Origin of the sequence: Mycolicibacterium iranicum, assembly GCF_002101705.1 — a bacterium.
In the GTDB taxonomy this organism is placed as follows: Bacteria; Actinomycetota; Actinomycetes; order Mycobacteriales; family Mycobacteriaceae; genus Mycobacterium; species Mycobacterium iranicum.
Genome location: NZ_LQPC01000027.1, coordinates 247,683 through 267,151 on the forward strand (window position 1 = coordinate 247,683; position 19,469 = coordinate 267,151).

The 19,469-nt window shown below is 66.6% G+C and carries 21 protein-coding genes; 8 read left to right on the forward strand and 13 right to left on the reverse strand.

All coding sequences use genetic code 11. The features are described 5' to 3' along the window. Nucleotides 1-51 precede the first annotated feature (51 nt). The gene (locus AWC12_RS10585; RefSeq protein ID WP_024449535.1) at nt 52-909 is read left to right on the forward strand and encodes a ribonuclease Z; all 858 of its coding nucleotides are present in this window, start codon (nt 52-54) and stop codon (nt 907-909) included. Here AWC12_RS10585 and AWC12_RS10590 read toward each other — a convergent pair. The 3 genes from AWC12_RS10590 to AWC12_RS10600 are packed head-to-tail and all read right to left on the reverse strand — an operon-like array spanning nt 906 to nt 4,369. Then, complete coding sequence (locus AWC12_RS10590) at nt 906-1,745, reverse strand: transglutaminase family protein (RefSeq protein WP_024449534.1); 840 nt, start codon at nt 1,743-1,745, stop codon at nt 906-908. The two genes, AWC12_RS10585 and AWC12_RS10590, sit on opposite strands and share 4 nt — an antisense overlap. After that, nucleotides 1,746-2,720 carry an alpha-E domain-containing protein gene (locus tag AWC12_RS10595; protein ID WP_024449533.1) on the reverse strand — a complete coding sequence of 325 codons (975 nt, stop codon included), beginning with the start codon at nt 2,718-2,720 and terminating at the stop codon, nt 1,746-1,748. A gap of 14 nt (nt 2,721-2,734) precedes the next feature. Further along, on the reverse strand, nt 2,735-4,369 hold the full coding sequence (locus AWC12_RS10600; RefSeq protein WP_081660178.1) for a circularly permuted type 2 ATP-grasp protein: 1,635 nt from the start codon (nt 4,367-4,369) through the stop codon (nt 2,735-2,737). Nucleotides 4,370-4,573: 204 nt separating this feature from the next. Here AWC12_RS10600 and rpsT point away from each other — a divergent pair, with 204 nt between their 5' ends. Beyond that, a complete protein-coding gene (gene rpsT, locus AWC12_RS10605; protein ID WP_085174125.1) occupies nt 4,574-4,834 on the forward strand; it encodes a 30S ribosomal protein S20 in 261 nt (86 codons plus the stop codon). Nucleotides 4,835-4,945: 111 nt separating this feature from the next. Here rpsT and holA read toward each other — a convergent pair whose 3' ends face one another. From holA to AWC12_RS10620, 3 genes are read right to left on the reverse strand one after another with little or no spacing between them, the layout of a single operon-like run. Further along, entirely contained in the window at nt 4,946-5,902 is a 957-nt protein-coding gene (gene holA, locus AWC12_RS10610) for a DNA polymerase III subunit delta (RefSeq protein ID WP_085174127.1), read from the reverse strand. Next, complete coding sequence (locus AWC12_RS10615; RefSeq protein ID WP_234813937.1) at nt 5,899-7,362, reverse strand: ComEC/Rec2 family competence protein; 1,464 nt, start codon at nt 7,360-7,362, stop codon at nt 5,899-5,901. Before AWC12_RS10615 ends, holA begins: the two co-directional genes overlap by 4 nt. Before the next feature lie 5 nt (nt 7,363-7,367). Further along, nucleotides 7,368-8,180 carry a ComEA family DNA-binding protein gene (locus tag AWC12_RS10620; RefSeq protein WP_085174129.1) on the reverse strand — a complete coding sequence of 271 codons (813 nt, stop codon included), beginning with the start codon at nt 8,178-8,180 and terminating at the stop codon, nt 7,368-7,370. Nucleotides 8,181-8,401: 221 nt separating this feature from the next. On the opposite strand from AWC12_RS10620, the gene AWC12_RS10625 reads away from it, so the two are divergent. From AWC12_RS10625 to AWC12_RS10635, 3 genes are read left to right on the forward strand one after another with little or no spacing between them, the layout of a single operon-like run. Next, on the forward strand, nt 8,402-9,064 hold the full coding sequence (locus AWC12_RS10625; protein WP_024449615.1) for a hypothetical protein: 663 nt from the start codon (nt 8,402-8,404) through the stop codon (nt 9,062-9,064). Beyond that, entirely contained in the window at nt 9,064-10,209 is a 1,146-nt protein-coding gene (locus tag AWC12_RS10630; RefSeq protein WP_085174131.1) for an acyl-CoA dehydrogenase family protein, read from the forward strand. Before AWC12_RS10625 ends, AWC12_RS10630 begins: the two co-directional genes overlap by 1 nt. 32 nt (nt 10,210-10,241) lie before the next feature. Continuing rightward, nucleotides 10,242-11,198 carry an acyl-CoA dehydrogenase family protein gene (locus AWC12_RS10635; RefSeq protein WP_085174133.1) on the forward strand — a complete coding sequence of 319 codons (957 nt, stop codon included), beginning with the start codon at nt 10,242-10,244 and terminating at the stop codon, nt 11,196-11,198. A 3-nt stretch (nt 11,199-11,201) separates the two neighbouring features. On the opposite strand, the gene AWC12_RS10640 is transcribed toward AWC12_RS10635, so the two are convergent. Next, complete coding sequence (locus AWC12_RS10640; RefSeq protein WP_085174135.1) at nt 11,202-12,005, reverse strand: SDR family NAD(P)-dependent oxidoreductase; 804 nt, start codon at nt 12,003-12,005, stop codon at nt 11,202-11,204. An 82-nt stretch (nt 12,006-12,087) separates the two neighbouring features. On the opposite strand from AWC12_RS10640, the gene AWC12_RS10645 reads away from it, so the two are divergent. Next, on the forward strand, nt 12,088-13,152 hold the full coding sequence (locus AWC12_RS10645; RefSeq protein WP_085174137.1) for an NAD(P)H-dependent amine dehydrogenase family protein: 1,065 nt from the start codon (nt 12,088-12,090) through the stop codon (nt 13,150-13,152). Between the two features lie 174 nt (nt 13,153-13,326). Then, entirely contained in the window at nt 13,327-13,629 is a 303-nt protein-coding gene (locus AWC12_RS10650; protein WP_024449620.1) for a hypothetical protein, read from the forward strand. A 120-nt stretch (nt 13,630-13,749) separates the two neighbouring features. Here the strand turns inward: AWC12_RS10650 and AWC12_RS10655 are convergent, their stop codons facing one another. Genes AWC12_RS10655 through AWC12_RS10680 form a run of 6 tightly spaced genes read right to left on the reverse strand, consistent with a single transcriptional unit; the run spans nt 13,750 to nt 17,832 of the window. Next, on the reverse strand, nt 13,750-14,589 hold the full coding sequence (locus AWC12_RS10655; RefSeq protein ID WP_024449621.1) for a DegV family protein: 840 nt from the start codon (nt 14,587-14,589) through the stop codon (nt 13,750-13,752). 9 nt (nt 14,590-14,598) lie between these two features. Then, a complete protein-coding gene (gene octT, locus AWC12_RS10660) occupies nt 14,599-15,345 on the reverse strand; it encodes a diglucosylglycerate octanoyltransferase (RefSeq protein ID WP_024449622.1) in 747 nt (248 codons plus the stop codon). Then, the gene (gene gpgP / locus AWC12_RS10665; protein WP_024449623.1) at nt 15,335-16,012 is read right to left on the reverse strand and encodes a glucosyl-3-phosphoglycerate phosphatase; all 678 of its coding nucleotides are present in this window, start codon (nt 16,010-16,012) and stop codon (nt 15,335-15,337) included. The genes octT and gpgP overlap by 11 nt, the downstream gene beginning before the upstream one ends. Beyond that, the gene (gene rsfS, locus AWC12_RS10670) at nt 16,009-16,413 is read right to left on the reverse strand and encodes a ribosome silencing factor (protein WP_085174139.1); all 405 of its coding nucleotides are present in this window, start codon (nt 16,411-16,413) and stop codon (nt 16,009-16,011) included. The genes gpgP and rsfS overlap by 4 nt, the downstream gene beginning before the upstream one ends. Then, on the reverse strand, nt 16,410-17,060 hold the full coding sequence (gene nadD / locus AWC12_RS10675) for a nicotinate-nucleotide adenylyltransferase (protein WP_081660186.1): 651 nt from the start codon (nt 17,058-17,060) through the stop codon (nt 16,410-16,412). The genes rsfS and nadD overlap by 4 nt, the downstream gene beginning before the upstream one ends. A 43-nt stretch (nt 17,061-17,103) precedes the next feature. Beyond that, complete coding sequence (locus AWC12_RS10680) at nt 17,104-17,832, reverse strand: GntR family transcriptional regulator (protein WP_085174140.1); 729 nt, start codon at nt 17,830-17,832, stop codon at nt 17,104-17,106. A gap of 145 nt (nt 17,833-17,977) precedes the next feature. On the opposite strand from AWC12_RS10680, the gene AWC12_RS10685 reads away from it, so the two are divergent. Beyond that, nucleotides 17,978-19,459 carry an amino acid permease gene (locus AWC12_RS10685; protein ID WP_024449627.1) on the forward strand — a complete coding sequence of 494 codons (1,482 nt, stop codon included), beginning with the start codon at nt 17,978-17,980 and terminating at the stop codon, nt 19,457-19,459. The last annotated feature ends 10 nt before the right edge of the window (nt 19,460-19,469 follow it).

The window sequence follows — 19,469 nt, forward strand, 5'->3', positions numbered from 1 at the left end:
CAACGCGCGATTACCGCGCGCGGAGCCCTGCGGGCCGGTATACCTGGCGGCATGATCGAAGTGACGCTGCTCGGCACCGGAAGTCCGATTCCCGACGCTCGGCGCGCCGGTCCGTCGACGCTCGTGCGCGCCGGGGAGCAGATCTTCTTGATCGACTGCGGCCGCGGCGTGCTGCAGCGCGCCGCCGCCGTCGGCGTGGGCGCCAACTCCATCACTGCGCTGCTGTTGACACACCTGCACAGTGACCACATCGCCGACCTCGGCGACGTGCTCATCACCCGGTGGGTGTCGAACTTCGCTCCCGATCTGCCACCACTGCCGATCATCGGCCCTCCGGGGACCGCCGCCGTCGTCGAGAACATGTTGAAGGCGTTCAGCTTCGACATCGGCTATCGCATCGCCCACCATGCGGATCTGACGACGCCGCCGCCCGTCGAGGTCGAGGAGGTGACCGGCGGCGTCGTCTGGGGCCGTGAAGAGGTGTCCATCCGCGTCGGCCCGACCGACCATCGGCCCGTCGCACCCACCATCGGCTTCCGCATCGAGCACAACGGCGCGTCGGTGGTGCTGGCAGGCGACACGGTGCCCTGCGAGGGGCTCGACGAACTGGCCGCCGGTGCAGGGGCGTTGGTGCACACGGTGATCCGCAGGGATTTGATCGACGCGATGCCGGTACAGCGGATCCGCGACATCTGCGATTACCACTCGTCGGTGGAGCAGGCCGCCGAGACCGCTGCCCGGGCCGGCGTCGGAATCCTCATCCTGACCCACTACGTGCCGACGCTGCAGCCCGGTCAAGAAGACGACTGGCGCGCACTGGCGGCCTCGAAATTCGACCGCCAGATCGAGATCGGCGACGACCTCCACCGCGTCGAGGTCCACCCGGGCGTGTGCGCCCGGAACAATTAGGCCAGCCGGGTGATCTCGACGATCACGTCGAGATCGGTCGACCCCTCGCCCGAGTAGATCCCCTTCAGCGGGGTCACATCCGAATAATCCCTGCCCACTCCGACGCTGACGTACTGCTCGTTGATATCGGCGTCGTTGGTCGGGTCGTAGTACCACCACTCCCCCGTCCACGCCTGAATCCAGGCATGGCTCTGACCGTCGACCGTCTCACCGACTTTCGCGTTCTTCTTCGGATGCAGATAGCCCGAGACGTAGCGCGATGGAATACCCATGCTGCGCAACAGGATCAGCGTCAGGTGGGCGAAATCCTGACACACGCCCTTGCCCTCGCGCAGCGCGTCGACGCCGGACGTATGCACTCCCGTGGTGCCGGGGACGTACTTCAGTTCAGCCTGCACCCAGCGCGCCGCCTCGATGACGGCCTCGGCGGGCTCGTGGTACTTCGCGATGCGCCGGCCCACCCGTTCGATGCGCTTACTCGCAGGCACGTAGTGGGTTGGGGCGAGCACCTCGTCGTACTTGTCGATCACCGCTTCGGTTGCCAGGTCAGCCCACGTCACTTTCTCCCTGGGCGCTTCGGGCCGGTCCGTCTCGACCACGGAGGAGGCCGTCACCTCGAGCTCGGTGTGGGGCGCGTGCAGATCGAACGCCGTGACCGCGGTGCCCCAGTAATCGACGTACCGGTAGGACCTGGTCGCCGGAACCGTCTCCACGCGATTGAGAATCACGTTCTGCCGGGAGTCAGACCGCGGCGTCAGGCGCGCCTCGTTGAACGAGGCCGTCACCGGGGACTTGTAGGCGTAGCCGGTCGAATGCACCACACGCATCCGCCACATCTAAATTTCTCCCTCTTCGATCACCAACGCGTTGTGTCCCGCATCCGTCCACGCGACCCACGGGGCGGAGTGGAAGTACTGCAGCGCCAACGCTTCTCCGACGTCAAAACAGGTTTGTTGCAAACCGGCCAGCCGTTGCTCCAACGAGTCGAGAAGTACCCCGGGCTGAAGAAACTCGAGCTCGCTGCGTGCCCGGCCGAGCAGGCGCTGCGCCTCTGCGGTGGCGCCGAGACGGTTGTGCGGACGGTTCATCAATTCGTCGAGGTTGTGTTCAGCCAGTCGCAGCGAGTAGAAGATCGACCGCGGGAAAAGCCGGTCCAGCAACATGAACTCGACCACCCGTCCCGCATCGAGCACACCTCGATAGGTCCGCAGATACGTATCGTGCGCTCCTGCGGACCTCAGCAGGGTGACCCACGCAGGGGAAGACGCGCTATCGCCGACACGTGAAAGCACAAGGCGCACCGTCATGTCGACGCGTTCCAGCGCGCGGCCGAGCAACATGAAGCGATAGCCGTCGTCGCGACTCAGCGTCGAGTCGGCCAGCCCGGCGAACATCGCCGCCCTGCCCTCGACGTAGGACAGGAACTCGTGCGGACCCAGTCGCTTGGCCGCACGCTCCCGCTCGGCCAGGGCGTTGTACGTCGTGTTGAGGCACTCCCAGATCTCGCTCGAGGTGACCTCCCGTGCGCCCCGGGCGTTTTCGCGGGCCGCTGAAATCGCCTCGACGATCGAACAGCCTCCGTACGTCTCGCGGCTGAACGCGACGATGTCGGTCAACGACCACACGTCCAAACGCTCATCGGGCGGCTCGATCCCCAGAACCTTGAGCAGCGTGCGCGAGGCCAGGTCCGGATCGACGCTTGAGTCCTCCAGCAGCTGGTGGACGGTCACGTCCAGAATCCGGGCGGTGTCGTCGGCGCGTTCGACATAGCGCCCGATCCAGTACAACGATTCAGCGTTTCTTGCCAACATGTTTCAGCTCTCCCCTACTGCTGGTTCTGCTGCTGTTGCTGATCGTGCGTGCTGTCGACCTTGCCGTTCTTGCTGCCGCTCTTGCTCGCCGTCGTCGGCAGCGAGCGGACCACTTCGGCCGCGGCGAGCTCGCGGTCGGCGGCCGAGGTTCGGGAGGCCAGCACCCAGGTGTCCTTCGAGCCACCGCCCTGGCTGGAGTTCACGACAAGAGAGCCCTCGGGCAGCGCGACGCGGGTCAGACCACCGGGCAGCACCCATACGTCGTTGCCGTCGTTGACGGCGAACGGGCGAAGGTCGACGTGGCGGGGCGCCAATTTGTCGTCGATGTGGGTGGGAACCGTCGACAGCTGCATGACCGGCTGGGCGATCCAGCCGCGCGGGTCGGCGATGATCTTCTTCGTAATCGTCGCGAGCTCCTTTTCGGATGCATCGGGACCGAACACGATCCCATAGCCGCCCGAACCCTCCACCGGCTTGATCACCAGTTCCGCCACCCGGTCGAGCACCTCTTCGCGCTCGTCGTCGAGCCAGCAGCGGAACGTGTCGACATTGGCCAGCAGCGGCTTCTCACCGAGGTAGTACTCGATGATCGTCGGGACGTAGGTGTAGACGAGCTTGTCGTCGCCCACGCCGTTACCGACAGCGCTGGAGATGACGACGTTGCCTGCCCTGGCGGCGTTGAGCACTCCCGCGACACCGAGCACGGAGTCAGGCTTGAACTGCATCGGATCGAGGTAGTCGTCGTCGATGCGTCGGTAGATGACGTCGACCTGACGTTCACCTTCGGTGGTGCGCATGTAGACGGCGTTGTCGCGGCAGAACAGGTCGCGACCCTCGACGAGCTCGACACCCATCTGGCGGGCCAGCAGCGAATGCTCGAAGTAGGCGGAGTTGTAGACGCCGGGGGTAAGTACGACAACGGTCGGGTCGGCGACGTTATTCGCGGCGGCGTTGCGCAGGGCGCGGAGCAGATGTGATGAGTAGTCGCCGACGGCGCGCACCCGGTGCGTGGCGAACAGGTTCGGGAACACGCGCGCCATCGTGCGGCGGTTCTCCATCACGTACGAGACGCCCGATGGGGACCGCAGGTTGTCTTCGAGCACCCGCCAGTTGCCCTGGGCGTCGCGGATCAGGTCGATGCCGGCAACGTGGATGCGCACGCCGTTTGGCGGGGCGATGCCGACCGCCTCACGGTGGAAGTGCTCGCAGGAGGTGACGAGCCGGCGCGGGATGACGCCGTCGCGAAGGATCTCCTGTTCGCCATAGATGTCGTCGAGGTACATCTCCAGCGCCATGACCCGCTGACGGATGCCGCGTTCGAGCCTCGTCCATTCGGCCGCCGAGATGACCCTCGGTACGAGGTCCAGCGGGAAGGGCCGCTCCTGACCCGACAGCGAGAACGTGATGCCCTGATCGATGAATGCGCGACCGAGCGCCTCGGTACGGGCCTCGAGGTCGGACACGTCCGACGGGGCGAGCTCCTTGTGGATGCCCTTGTAGGGTCCACGGACGTTGCCGTGGGCGTCGAACATCTCATCGAAAGCCTTGGCGTACGACCCGAGCTTGTTGTATCCCCCGAAAATTCCGTCATGCCGCTTGACAGCTGTCTTCGCGGCAGTTTTCGCGGGCCGTACTGTTTCGGTCGCCAAGATGTCCCCTACTCTTTGCCGAGCGCACGTTGCGCGAGCATGTGGATGCCAATTGCCATGCTGCAGCATCCCGGCCATTTCGGCAGGCCAGTCCATCTCGCTTTGGGGGTTTTACCCACTCGCTGCTACCCTGAACAGTCGCTGCGCCCGTGCGGGCGCCCCAAGACTTCAGCAACTCTGTCGAGATTTAGAAGGAATACACGCGTGGCCAACATCAAGTCGCAGCAGAAGCGAATCCTCACCAACGAGCGCCGCAGGCTGCGCAACAAGTCGGTGAAGTCGTCGCTGCACACTGCGGTTCGCGGCTTCCGTGAAGCAATCGAGGCCGGCGACAAGGACAAGGCCGGCGAGCTGCTGGTCTCCACCAGCCGCAAGCTCGACAAGGCCGCCAGCAAGGGCGTCATCCACAAGAACCAGGCCGCCAATCGCAAGTCGGCGCTGGCCAAGGCTCTCCAGAAGATCTGAGCTCCGGGCTCAGAACCCAGCTCTGACCGCTCAGTCGCTGACCAGCACTCCAGCTGTTTACTCGCTTACCAGCACTCCAGCTGTTTACTCGCTTACCAGCACTCCAGCTGTTTACTCGCTTACCAGCTCGGCGACTGAGCGGACCGCTTTCTCCAGTGCGTAATCCGCGTCGGCCGCCGCGCCTTTGACATCGGCGTTGAGCGCGGCCACCAGCCGCACTGCCTCCGCCACCGATTCCCGTGACCAACGCCGGGACTGTTTCTGGGCCTTCTGCACCCGCCACGGCGGCATACCGAGTTCGCCGGCCAGCCGGTACGGATCGCCCGACAGTGGACCGACCCGTGCGATCGTGTGCACGGCCTCGGCCAGCGCGTCGGCGAGCACCACGTGGGGCTCGCCGGCCATCATCGCCCAGCGCAGCGCCTCGGCCGCCCCGGCGACGTCCCCGACCACCGCCTTGTCGGCGATATCGAAGCCCTTCACCTCGGCCCGTCCCGAGTGATAACGGCGCACCGCCACCGCGTCGACCGCTCCTCCGGTGTCAGCCACCAGCTGCGAGCATGCCGAAGCGAGCTCGCGAAGGTCCGAACCGACCGCGTCGAGCACCGCCGTCACCGTCGCGTCGTCGACCTTCGCGCGCAGCGCCCGGAACTCTTTGCGGACGAAGTCGGTGCGCTCCGATGCCTTGGTGATCCGCGCACACGGATGCACCTCGGCGCCCACCTTCTTGAGGTGATCGGCGAGCGCCTTTGCCCGCCCCCCGCCGGAGTGAATCACCACCAGCAAGGTGCCCTCCGGCAAGTCGGCTGCGGCGTCCTCAATGAGCGCGACGGAATCTTTCCCGGCCTCGGCGGCGGCCTCCAACACCACCACCCGCTCATCGGCGAACAGCGACGGGCTGAGCAGTTCCGCCAGCTCACTTACGCTGACCTCGCCTGCCCGCATGCGATCAACGGGCACGTCGGCCGTCCCTGCCGACGCGCGCGCGCTGTTGAGAACTTCCGACACCGCGCGTTCGACAAGAAGCTCCTCGTCACCCAGAACCAGGTGCAGGCCCGTCACACTCACCGGTCGATGGTGTCACGTCGCGCCGACACCGCCCAATGCCACACCGCCCCGATCACCACCGCTGCAACCGCGACAGCGACCACACCCGCGACACCCGATGGCACCGGTACCGACGCCGCGGGCATGTCGGCAGCCCAGCGCGCCACGCCCAGTAGCCACCACACCTCCGGACCGGTGAAGCGAATGAGCAACTCGGCACCGGCAGGCCACAGTGCGCTCAGCGCGGCCGCCGCCGTCCCGATCACGGTGATGGGCGCGATCACCGGTGCCACGGCGAGGTTCGCGGCGACGGCGACCAGGCTGACCGAACCCGACACCCCCGCGACCAGGGGCGCGGTGACAAGCTGCGCGGCGAGCGCCACACTTGCCGCGTCCGCGAGCGGCTTCGGCCAGCCCCGCCCCGTCAGCCGTCGCGACCACACCGGGGCGACCAGCACCAGCGCCGCGGTGGCCGAAGCCGACAGCGCGAACCCGACATCGACAGCCAACTGCGGTGCGCCGATCATCAGCGCGATCACTGTGCCTGCCAGCGCCGGAAGCGCCTGGCGCCGCCGATGCGACAGCACCGCCAGCAGAGTGATCGCACCCATCACGGCGGCACGCAGCACACTCGGTGACGGCTGGACGACGACCACGAACGCCACCAACGTCAGTGCCGCCAGGCCGACCGCCGCCCGCGGTCCGATCAGCAACGCCGACATCAGCACCGCCCCACACACGATCGTCACGTTGGCACCAGACACCGCGGTCAGATGCGAAAGTCCCGACGCCCGAAAGTCTGCCGTCGTCTCTGCAGCCACCGCGGAGGTGTCACCGAGGACGAGGGCGGGCAGCATCGCGGCCTCGGCGGCAGGGAGTACCAACCGCGCGGAGTCGGCGAATCGCGCACGCAGATGATGGGCCGCCCGGTGGATTGGGGCCGCCTCGCCTTGTACCGCCTCGCCCGTTGCGGAGAGCACCGCGATGCTCAGGTCGCGCCGCTTCGGTCGACCGACCTGAGCACGGAATGCCGCCGGCTGCCCCGCCGTGAGCATTGAGTAATCGGAACCCGAGGCGAATACGACGACATCGCCGGAGGATTCGACACCGTCGAGCATCAACAGTGACCCGCGGATCATCGTGCGGCCACCCTCGAGAACCCGCGGGGTCTCTGACGGCATCACCGTGACGGAGGTGATCGAGCCGAAATACCCTGTGACCGGGTGACTCTGGACCTCGCTGACCCGCACTGTCACTGCCACCGCAAAGCCGATTCCGACGAGCGTCACCGCCAGCACACCCGTGGTCAGCGCCCGGCGGTCGAGACCGCCCGCACTGCGGCGCGCGGCCCACCAGCCCGCGCCGGCGGTCAGCGCAACCGCACCCACGACCATCGCGACCGCCCCGGCCTGGAACCAGAGGATGCCGCCGGCCGTCACCGCCCAGCTTGTCAGCGCGGCCGGGACGAGTCGCAGATCCACCGCGGTCAGACACGGACGAGGTCGCGGAGCTTGTCGAGCCGGGCGGGTCCGATGCCGTCGACGTCGCCGAGTTGATCCACACTGTCGAAGCGGCCGTTGGTATCCCGCCACGCGATGATTGCCGCAGCGGTCACCGGCCCGACTCCGGGCAGAGTGTCGAGTTCCTCTGCCGTGGCCGTGTTCAGGTCCACCAAACCCGTTGGTGTCGAGGCATTCTCAGACGAGCCCCCGGGTATCGGTGGCGATTGTTCGGCCACGACCGAGCTCCCCATCTCGGTCGGCTGCCCGGCCGGCGCACCGATGCCCACGACGATCTGCTCGCCGTCGGCGACGCGACGCGCCATGTTCAGGCCCAGCACGTCGGCGCCGTCGAGCGCACCGCCCGCGGCGTCGAGCGCGTCGGCGATCCGTGCGCCGGGCTCTAGTGTGACCAGCCCCGGGGTGTGAACCAGACCGACGACGCTGACCACCACCGGCTGCGGCTGTCCTGCTGACGCCTGGCTGGACGTCGGGGCCACCGAAGAGACCATCTCCACCGGCGGGAGTTTCGCCGAGACAACCGCGGGCGGGCTGTCCCGGATCAGCGTCAGAACCGTCACCAGGACGGCGACGGCCCCGACCACGCCGAGCGCCACCACACCGGCGCGGCCCGGATCTGCGCGGATCTTCGACAGCCACGCCGATGGGCCGGTCTGCGTCTCCGTGGGCAGCCACCTCGACAGCGACGTGTCCGGTGGTTCGTCGTCGTCCGCAGCATCAGCGCCGTCGCCGGATCCGAGGCGTCGCCGGAGGCGATCGGAAGGCAATTCGGTGGCCATGGGGCGACGGTATTGCCACCCGGTGACGGCGACGGCTCGTCACGACACCGACGGGCGCAGCCTGTGGATGAATTCGGCATTGGGGACAGCTGATGCCCAATCGCTCCTCACGTCCGCGGATGCCTGATCGCTCCTCACGTCCGCGGATGCCTGATCGCTCCTCACGTCCGCGGATGCCTGATCGCTCCTCACGTCCGCGGTGGCTACCATTGCTCTTCAATATGAATCGCCGAGCCCCGATGATCGCAGGTGTCGCGTTCGCGGTGCTCTACGCCGCAGCCGTGCTGGTGCTCCCCGCACTACCCAATCCCGAACCCGGAGTCGTCCGCATCCAGGCGCTCTTGCTGACCTTCTCGGTACTGGCCGTCGTCGTCGTCCTGGCGTTCGCCCGAGACCGCCTCGCCGGGCCGCCCGCCCATCTGTTCACCATCGGATCGGCCGTCACCGTCGCGCAGCTGTGCATCACGGCGTGGTTCGTCGCCGGGCCCGCGCTGCGCCCAGGGCAGGTGACCGTCGGCACAGCGCGAGCCATCGACGACATCGCAGCCATGTGGCTTCCGGTCGCCACGATTGCCCACATCCTGGTCGCGATCCCGATCCTGTTGATCGCCAACGAAGGTCAGCTGCCAGGTTGGCTCGGCACCGCCGCCGCGGTGTTCACAGTGGAACAGCTGCTCGAGACGATCACAATCATCGGCCCGCCCGGCAGCTTCATCTCACCCGGCGGCCCGATGAATCACTACCTCGGTGGTGCGCTGACGGCGGCGTTCTTCCTCGCGCTGGGCATCGCGTTGACACCGCCCGAACCAGCCGCGACTGCATCTCCCCCTGACGACACGCCAACCGAGGAGATGTCCGCCGCCGAGGAAGTCCGAGGAGACTGATGGCACTGCCGCGATTGGTACCACCGTCCACCGCGGATGCGTCCGCCGGCGAATCCCTGCGCGCCGAAGTGCGCCGGTTTCTCGCCGAACAACTCGCCGCGGGCACGTTCACCCCGTCGCCTGACGCGTGGCTGAGCTGCTGGGATGAGAACTTCACACGAGCACTCGCCGAGCGCGGATGGCTGGGCATGACAGTGCCCGTCGCCTATGGCGGGCACGGCCGCTCCTTCCTCGATAGGTTCATCGTCACCGAGGAACTGCTGGCTGCAGGCTCCCCGGTCGCGGCGCACTGGATCGCCGATCGCCAGATAGTGCCGTCACTGCTCAAATACGGCACCGAGTTTCAGAAGCGAGAGTTCCTTCCGAAGATCGCGCGCGGCGAATGTTTCTTCGGCATCGGGATGAGTGAACCGGATTCGGGTTCCGACCTGGCCAGCGTGCGCACCAAGGCGGAACGCGTGGACGGCGGGTGGGCGCTGACCGGCACGAAGGTATGGACCTCAGGTGCTCATCTCGCGCACGCGTTCATCGCGCTCGTTCGTACCGAGCCCGTTGATCCGGCGCACCGTCACGCCGGACTGAGTCAGTTCATCGTCGATCTGCGTGCGCCGGGCGTGGACATTCGTCCGATCGTGTCGATGAACGGTGCCCATCACTTCAACGAAGTGATTCTCGACAACGTATTCGTGCCCGACACCATGGTGTTCGGGACGATCGGCGAGGGCTGGCAACAGGTGACCTCCGAGTTGGCCTTCGAGCGAAGCGGACCCGAGCGCTTCCTCTCGACATTCGTCCTTTTGGACAAGTGCGCGGAAAGCATGGCCGCGCAGCATATTCCGCACAGCGCTGATCTTGGCCGTCTGGTGGCGCGTATCGCCGGATTGCACCAGATGTCGTCGGCGGTGGCAGGAGCGTTGGAGAGGCACGAACCCGCCGATGTTCCCGCCGCTGTCGTCAAGGTGCTGGGCACCACGGCTGAGGGCGACATCGCCGAATTCGCCCACCTGTCAGCTGAAGCTGCTGCGGGACAGAACTTCTACACGATGTCGAACGCCGCAGTGGACCAACGCCCCGGGTTCACGTTGCGTGGCGGCACCAACGAGGTGCTACGCGGGGTCATCGCGCGCGGTCTGGGGATGCGGTGACCACTCCGGGAGTTGAGCCCGCGCTGGCGGAGATGATGGATGCGGTGTTCGCTGAGCACGGCCGAGACGCCGACGTGTGGCGCCGGCTCGACGAGCTCGGCCTGGTGCGGCTGACCGGTGCCGAGGATTCCGGTGGCAGTGGTGCCGGATGGATGGAGGCAGCCGAGCTGTTGTCCGCTGCGGTACGCCACGGTGTGCGGATCCCCTTGGCGGAGAACGACTTACTGGCCTGCTGGCTTCTCGATTCGGTCGGAGTCGCGTGCGACCAGGCGACGCGGACGGTATGCGTGCTCGACGAGCGCGGCGTCGCCACCGCCGTGCCGTGGGCCTCACGCGCCGGAAGGATCGTCGTCGTCTGGCCACACGACGGCGGCTACGCCGTGGCCGACGTCGCCGTCGATGCGCTCGCGATCACGCCCGGTGCCAATATGATCGGCGAACCCAGAGACACTGTCACCGCCGATCTGACCACGCTGGACGGCGTCGCGGTGAGCAGCGACCTGCTGGCACAGTTGAGATTGAGATCCGCTCTGGTGCGGTCGATTCAGGTGTGTGCCGCGCTGGACCGTGCGCTCGAACTATCCATCGAGCATACGACCTCGCGTCACCAGTTCGGCAGGCCGCTGTCCAAGTTTCAGGCCGTGCAGCATCAGATCGCCGACATCGCCGCCGAGGCCGCGCTGGCACGGAGTGCGACGGAGTCGGCGCTGTCGGTCGCGACAGCTTCGGATTGGTCCTCGCCGTCGCTGGAATTCCTTGTGGCGGCCGCTCGTTCGTGTACAGGCCACGCGGCGACCGTGGTGGTCCGCAACGCCCACCAAGTGCACGGTGCGATCGGGACGACCAGCGAGCATCGACTACACGTGTTCACCCGCGCAGCGCTGGCATGGCGCTCCGAGTACGGGTCGGTGCGCTACTGGGATGAGGTTCTGACCGGCATGGCGGTCCAGTCAGGCGCCAACGGGCTCTGGGGCCTGATCTGCCCCTAGCGGTCAGCGCACGATCACCGAGCTGGGAACGCGGGGCGCTCCCAACATGTCCCGGTGCGACGGCGGTGTCCGCCCGTTGTCGGTGATGCCGTACCGGGCTGCCACTTCTGCCGCGATCACCGCGTGACCGCTGATGTCGCCGAGGTCGGGATCGCGATACAGCCCGTCGATCACACGCCCGGCAAACTCGGGCGTCTCTGCCTGCTGTGCGAAGGCTTCCAGCGCGTCGGGATTGTCGTCGAAGGCCGAGCGGAGCTTGTCTGTCAGCAAGATCCCCAGCCACACCGCCACGGTGGCGACTCCGGTGCCGCGAAAGTCGACCGCCATGTCGGCTGCCATCTTGTCGACGCCGGCCTTCTGCGCCCCATAAGCGGGACCGTGCATGTAGCAGACCGATCCAGGCGACGACGTGAAGGCGATGAGAGCACGCGGCTGCGCGGTCAGCAGCGGGGCCGCGTGCCACGACGCGACGTAGGCCGACCGCAGGCCGACGTCGAGGACGTCGGCGAGGTCGCGGGGCTTCTCCCAGAAGGGTTTCGGGCTCACCAGCTGATCGGAGATCACTGCTGCGTTGTTGACGAGCAGATCGAGGCGCCCGGTCTCGCCGCCGACACGCTCGAACACGCGGCCGACGGCATCGTCATCGCTGTGATCAACTCGGATCCCGGTGCCCCACGTGGGCGCCTGTGGAACGGAACGGCCGGTGCCGTACACGCGCCAGCCCAGCGACGCCAACGCGGTGGCGATGCCCAGTCCTGCCCCGCGGCTCGCCCCGGTCACCACCGCCACCGGTGCCATGTCGCTCATGCGGTCACCTTAGAGGCAGTAGCTTGCTCGTTGAAGGAAGAAGCGACGTTGAACGTCACTCGACGAGAGGGCCCTGTCTGTCATGACCCCCATATCCAGGACCACCGCCGCTCCGCTGCGCGTCATCCAGTGGACCACCGGGAACATCGGACGACGCTCGCTGCACGCGATCATCGGCCGTGACGACATGGAACTCGTCGGCGTCTTCGCGCACGGTGCCGACAAGGTCGGGGTGGATGCCGCCGACCTGGCGGGCTGGCCCGAACCGACCGGGGTGACAGCCACCAATGACATCGAAGAGCTGGTGGCGTTGAAGCCGGACGCCTGTTGCTACAACCCGCTGTGGCCCTGCGTCGACGAGTTGGTGCGCCTTCTGGAGTCGGGCATCAATGTGTGTTCGAGCGCTGCGTGGATCACCGGCGGCAAGCAGACACCGCAAGATCTCGACCGTATCCGGAAAGCTTGTCAGGCAGGAAATTCCACGATCTTCGGCAGCGGCGCCCATCCCGGCATGAGCAACCTCGTCGGCATGGTGCTTTCCGGCGCGTGCGAGCGGGTGGACGAGATCCGGATCACCGAGTCCGTCGACTGCTCCACCTACGAATCTGCGGGGACCCAGACAGCCATGGGTTTTTCCCAGGACCCAGACACTCCGGGACTCGCTGACAGTGTGCGCCGCGAGAGCGAGGTGTTCGCCGAATCCGCGGCGATGATGGCCGATGCGATCGGGGCCAAACTCGACCGGATGACCTTCGACGTCACCTTCACCCGGGCGACAGGTGACAGCGATCTGGGCTTCATGACGATCCCCGAGGGCACCGTCGGCGGCGTCATGGGCTATCACCGCGGGTGGGTCGGTGACCACAACGTCGTCAGCGTCGGTTTCAACTGGATCATGGGCGACCATGTCACGCCTCCCAAGCCCCTGGAGCACGGGCACGTTGTGCAGGTGTTCGGTGTTCCCAACATGCGCACCGTGGTGCACTGCCTTCCGCCCAAGGACTGGACGGAGCCCGGCTTCATGGGCTTGGGCATGATCTACACCGCGATGCCGGTGACCAATGCCGTGTCCGCAGTCGTCGCCGCGGAGCCGGGGATCGTGACGCTGGCCGACCTCCCGCCGATCACAGGGAGGTCCTTGGTCTGATTTATCGGCGGGATCCTGCCACCGCGGCGTTCAATTTCTGCCAGTGGAATTATTGGCTTGAGCTGCGGGTTTAACCGGTCAGATCGCTCGAATGATCGGGCGAACGACACAGCAACGTCGAAACCGCGCGACTCGCTCCACGGCTTTTGACCCAACAGGGAAGAGAGCAGAACCATGAAGAAGCTCAGTATCACCACCGCAGCAGCAGCCGGGCTGTCCGCCGCCGTGCTCGGGCTGGCAGCCCCCGCGCTGGCCGCCCCCACCGGTACGGGTGACGCGCAGGCCACCATCAGCCAGCTCGAAGCCGACGGCAACCGCGTCATCGTCCAGAAACAGTCCGATGTCGCCCTGGCCGATGCCAACGTGGTCAGCGTCAACCGCGGCGCCCCCATCCGCGGCACCGTCATGGACGACTTCAGCGACCGCACCTATCAGCAGACGATCACGGGGTATGTCTACTACGTGAAGGTCCGCTGAGCGGACAGTCAGGCCGGGGTCCGCTGAGCGGACAGTCAGGCCGGGGTCCGCTGAGCGGACAATCAGGCCGGGGTCCGCTGAGCGGATACGCGAGGGGCGCCTCCGAGGAGGCGCCCTTTGTCATTCCGGGGCGAGCTGGACGGCGACCCCGACGGCGCCGCCACCGACATGCACCGACAGCACCGGGCCCATGTCGGCGACAGTGAGGGAGGACAGCTGCGGAAGTCGTTGTGTCAGTGCGGCACCAAGCTGATCGGCGGCATCGTGATTGTCGACGTGGTGAACCACGACATCGGCAGCCCGCTCGCCTACCACCTCTGCGACACGCTCCACGAGTGCGGCATGCGCCTTGCTCACGGTTCGGATCCGCTGGTCGAGGACCAGCCGCCCGTCGACGTCGAGGCACAGCAGCGGTTTGAGCGACAGGGCTGTTCCCAACCACGACGCCGTGGTGCGGATCCGCCCGCTGCGGCGCAGGTTGTCCAGACGATGCACGACAAGAAACACGTGCGAACGCGTCCTCGCGGACCGCGCGGCGGCCTCGACCGCATCGATGTCTCCCCCGGCTGCTGCACATTCAGCCGCGGCCGTGGCGATGAAGCCGACGCCCATGGCCGCCGAGCGCGAGTTGACGACCCGCACCGATGCCCCGAATTCTCGCGCTGCAGTCGCGGCCGCACTGTAGGTACTCGACAGCGCCGCCGAAAGATGAACGGCGACAACACCGTCGCCCTTACTGTCGGCGAGAGCTTGACGGTAGGTATCGACGAGCTCGGCGGGCGAGGCACCGGCCGTCGTCACCTTCGGCCGGTCGTGGATGTCGAACGGGATCTCGTCGATTCCGTCGCGCAGATCCGTCCCGTCGATCAGCACATGCAGCGGCACCTCGCGGATGTCCCGCCGCTTGCGCTCATCGAGAGGCAGGCGCGACGACGAGTCGCTGACTACGACCACAGGCATGGATAGTCGCTAACCGCCCGAGGCGGACAGTTGCACGCCCGCCTCGGCCAGTCCCTTGATCATCAGGTCGGCGACGGCCTGGTGCGCTTCGAAGTTCCAGTGAATGCCATCGGGGTTTCCCCTGCCGCTCATCACTTCCTCGCCGACAGCGGCCTTGAGGTCGACCAGCGGCACATCGTGTTCGGCGGCCCAGCGCATGATGGCATTGACCGTTCCCGGCCTGCCCCGGTGCGACATCCCGTACGTCGGGGCAATGTGCACCGACGGCAGGGACGCAACGACGGGGATTCCGGGGCGGTTGAAGTCGATGGCCGCCCTGGTCATTTCGAGATATTCCACCGTCAGGCGCGGAGGCAGCGCGGGGCGAGCGATCGGCGACAGGCGGGGCTGCAGCCACCCGTATCCGTCACGCGCCCATCGCCGGACCCTGGGCGGGCGCACATAGCGGATGAGCTCGCGCAGCGCCGTCGGCAGCGGCGACGGCAGCGAATCCATGCCCGAGGTCGCGAATATCACCGCGCCGGCCCTGGGTAAGGCCGCCCACGAGCGTGGGTCCTGCGTCGCCGCCCACCACACATCCCGGCTGGTCCACCCGATCCGGCCAATCAACTCGACATCCCAGTCGAGGTGTCTTGCAACGAGATTGGGCCAAATACGCGGGTCGTCGGCAGGGAGCCCACCGGTCGGCCCGTAGTATGACAGCGAGTCGCAGAAGACCAGCAGGGTCCTGCGGCCAGAGTCCCCCTCAGAGGACATCGTTGGCGACCTGCGCCGAGGCGTTCCACACGTCGAGACGCCACCGGATGTCCTCGAAGGCGGCTGGGTCGCCGTCTGCGCGGGTGTGCCCGGCCAGCTGCACCCAGCTCGCGTTGCCCATACCGCCGAGCACCGGCCAGTTGTCGACCGGTAGCCCCAGTAGCGCCGCGGTCAGCGCGGCGATCAGCCCTCCGTGCGCCACGAGAACGACCGGCCGGTCCGAATTTACGATGCCCCACTCTGCTTGCTGGGCAACGATTTCCCGCACCAACGGAAGGCTCCGCTCGGCGACGTCGACGCGGCTCTCCCCGCCGTGCGGGGCCCATCGCGCATCGTCACGCCAGGCCAACCGGGCGCCCGGCGCCATCGCGTCGACCTCGTGGTGGGTCATCCCCTGCCAGTCCCCGAGATGGGTTTCACGCAGCCGGGTGTCGATGCTGACTGCCTGACCGGACCGGTCGCCGAGCGCGACAGCGGTATCGAGGGCGCGACGCAGATCCGACGAAACGATCAGCAGCGGTTGGCGTTTCGCGAGAACCTCGGCTGCTGACACGGCTTGCTCACGGCCCAGGTCACTGAGGTCGGTGTCGAGCTGGCCCTGCATACGGCTGCCCGCGTTGTACTCGGTCTGTCCGTGCCGCAGCATGACCAGACGTCGAATCGTCATTCCGGTGCCTCCGCGCCATCGACGCCCTCAGCGCCTTCAACGCCTGCGAGATCGACCGGGATCGTCGGGCAGTCGCGCCAAAGCCTGTCCAGCGCATAGAAATTGCGCTCATCCTGATGTTGGATGTGCACGACGATGTCGACGTAGTCGAGCAGGGTCCACCGGCCCTCGCGGGTGCCCTCGCGGCGCGCGGGTTTGTAGCCGGCGCGTCGCATTTTCTCCTCTACCTCGTCGACGATCGCATTGACCTGCCTGTCGTTGTTTCCCGACGCGATGACGAAGCAGTCGGTGATGACGAGTTGGTCGGAGACGTCGATGACGACGATGTCCTCGGCCAGTTTGGCCGCCGCCGCGCGCGCGGCAACGGTGGCCATGTCGATAGCTTCTGCTGTGGCGGTCAGGGACGGTCTCCTTCACCTGCGGGGGTCTTGCTGTAGAGGTTTCGTTTTGCGACGTACTGCACGACTCCGTCGGGCACCAGGTACCAGATCGGTCGCGATTGTTCGGCACGGATCCGGCAGTCGGTCGATGAGATCGCCAGGGCGGGCACTTCGACGAGGTGCAGCGCGTCGGCGGGCAACTCGGCCATCGCGGCGGAGATGTGCTTGCCGTCGAGTTCGTACCCGGGCCTGCTGACACCGACGAACCGGGCGATTGCGAACATCTGCTCCCAGTTCTGCCACGACAAGATCGAGGCAAGAGCGTCGGCGCCGGTGATGAAGTACAGGTCCGCGTCCGGATTCTGGTTGTGCAGGTCGCGCAACGTGTCCTTGGTGTAGGTCGCCCCGCCGCGGTCGATGTCGACCCGGCTGACCGAGAACCGCGGATTGGAGGCGGTCGCGATCACCGTCATGAGGTACCGGTCCTCGGCGGCGGTGACGGCGCGGCTGCGCTTCTGCCACGGTTGGCCGGTGGGGACGAACACGACTTCGTCGAGATCGAACAGAGCGGCGACCTCACTGGCGGCGACGAGGTGCCCGTTGTGGATGGGATCGAACGTCCCACCCATCACACCTAGCCTCCTGCGACGTGGCCCGCCTTCTTGCACAAATAGCGAGCTTACGGGAGTGCCACGAAGGCCTCAGGCCGACTCAGACGCCGGAGAGCCGTGGGGACGGCAGAACCTCGGACACCTCGAACGCCGCGCGATCGGCGCGGTAAACGTCACGGGCGTACTCGACGCACCGCCCCGTGTTGTCCACCGTGTTGCGGGTGAGCAAAGTCCCCGCAGACCCGGCACGCACACCCAACTGCATACTCGACGCATCATCGAGCACGATCGATTCGAGCACGGCAGTCGACCGCGCCAGCTCGATCCCATAGCGGGAGCGCAGCACGGCCCACAGCGAACCGTCGTCGGTCATGTCGAGGATTCCCGGGGTCAGCGCGGCGGGCAGGAATGTGGTCTCCAGCGCGAAGGGCACGTCATCGACGCTGCGCAGCCGGTGGAACACGTGGACAGCGGCGCCGTCCTCCAGGTCGAGGGCGCGACGGACCGCGGGATTGGCGATCTGATGCTCGGCCCACAGCAGCTGCGCGGCGGGCCGGCGCCCCATCCTTGCGACCTCCTCCGAGAAGCTGCCGATGTGGAACCGCACCCGCGGCTCCGCGACGAACGTGCCACGCGGCGGCTTGCGGTAGACGACGCCTTCACTCTCCAGAAGCGATAGCGCCTGACGCGCGGTCATGCGGCTTACCTTGTGCTGCTCGGCCAGCTCGCGCTCGGACGGCAGCAGGGTGTGCGGCCCCATCTGTTCGGTCTCGATGCGGCCGCGGAGGTCGGCGGCGATCGTCATGTAGAGGGGCGTCCCCGAGGGCATCCCTGCAGCGTAGCGACGTAAGTCGACTTCAGTTATCACATGGGCTGTGTAAACACTTCGTGATTTCGTTGACCCGCGCTCACCGCTGTCCGATACTTTGGTTCAACCACATGGTCTATACCATCGTTGAGACGGAGAGTTGAACATGTCCGACCAGTCATCGCGCAGCGATTCCGCTGAATTGGCCCAGTTCGGTTACACCCAGTCGCTGGAGCGACGAACGGGGAAGTTCGCATCGTTCGCCGTTGCTTTCGCGTTCGTCTCGATCGCGACGGGCATTTTCACCACCTACGGTGCGGTGCTCAACAGCTCCGGACCGGCCGGGATCTGGACATGGCCGATCGCCGTCGTCGGCCAGCTCGCCGTTGCGTTCGTGCTCGGCGCACTCGCGGCGCGAATCCCGGTCACCGGGTACCACTACCAGTGGATGTCTCGCCTGGCCAACCCGATCCTCGGCTGGATCATCGGGTGGATCTCGTTCACGTTCCTGGCGATCGTGGTGGTCGCCGTTGACTACACGATCGCCTCGACGATCCTGCCCGTCCTGCTGAACTACGAGAGCACAGCAACCATCGCCTGGATCATGACCGCGGCCGTGCTCACCGGCCAGGCGCTTCTGGTCGCGTTCTCCACACCGTGGGCCGAGCGGGTCAACAACAGCCTGGTGACACTGGAGCTCATCGGCATGGCCGCCCTGACGGTGCTGCTTCTGGTGGTAGCGGCCCTTCGCGGTGACATGGACTTATCGAATCTCTTCAGCACCGGGGCGATCCCGAGTGAGGGGTACTGGAGCTTCGGTGACCTCACCTCCGCCGGCCCGTGGATGCTCGGCTTCCTGCTCGGCGCGTTCACGATCGTCGGCTTCGAATCCGCGGCGAATCTCGCCGAGGAGACGCACGACCCCGAACGTGTGGTGCCGCGCGCGATGTGGCAGGCCGTGCTCGCCTCGGGCGTGTTGGGCTTCCTGTTCATCGTCGCCGTGACGCTGGCTGCTGGTGACCCGGTGGTGCTCGCCGAGTCGGGGACGCCCATCGCCGACGTCATCAACAGGACCCTGGGGTCGGCGGTCGGCACTCTCCTGCTGCTGATGGTGGTCCTTGCGATCTTCGCCTGCGGTCTCGTCATCATGATCACCGGCGTGCGCGTGACGTGGGCGATGTCGCGCGACCAGCGCTTTCCAGGATGGCAGCAATGGAATCAGATCTCGCCGAAGTTCCACACCCCGCTCAAGGCCACGCTGCTGTACTTCGTCCTGGCCCAGCTCATCCTGGCGGTGTTCGCCCACTCCGAAACCGCGCTGTTCACCCTCTTCGGTGCGGCGACATTGCTCCCTGCGGTCATGTACGCCTCGACCGTGGTGCTCTATTTGGTCAAACGCAAGACGCTGCCGGTCTCGAGCAAGTTCGATCTCGGAGCATGGGAGATCCCGGTTCTCGCGATCGCGGTCATCTGGCTCGCCTTCGAGTTGGCGTTGTTCCGGGACGCCGCATTCAAGCAAGCGTGGCTCTACGTCCTCGTGATGGTCGCGATCGGCGCGGCTTACCTGGCATACCTACTCGTCAGACGGGGCAAGCAGGGGCTGTCGATGCCGGACATGCATTCGATCGACGCTGAACTCAGGGAATGACGGGACTACC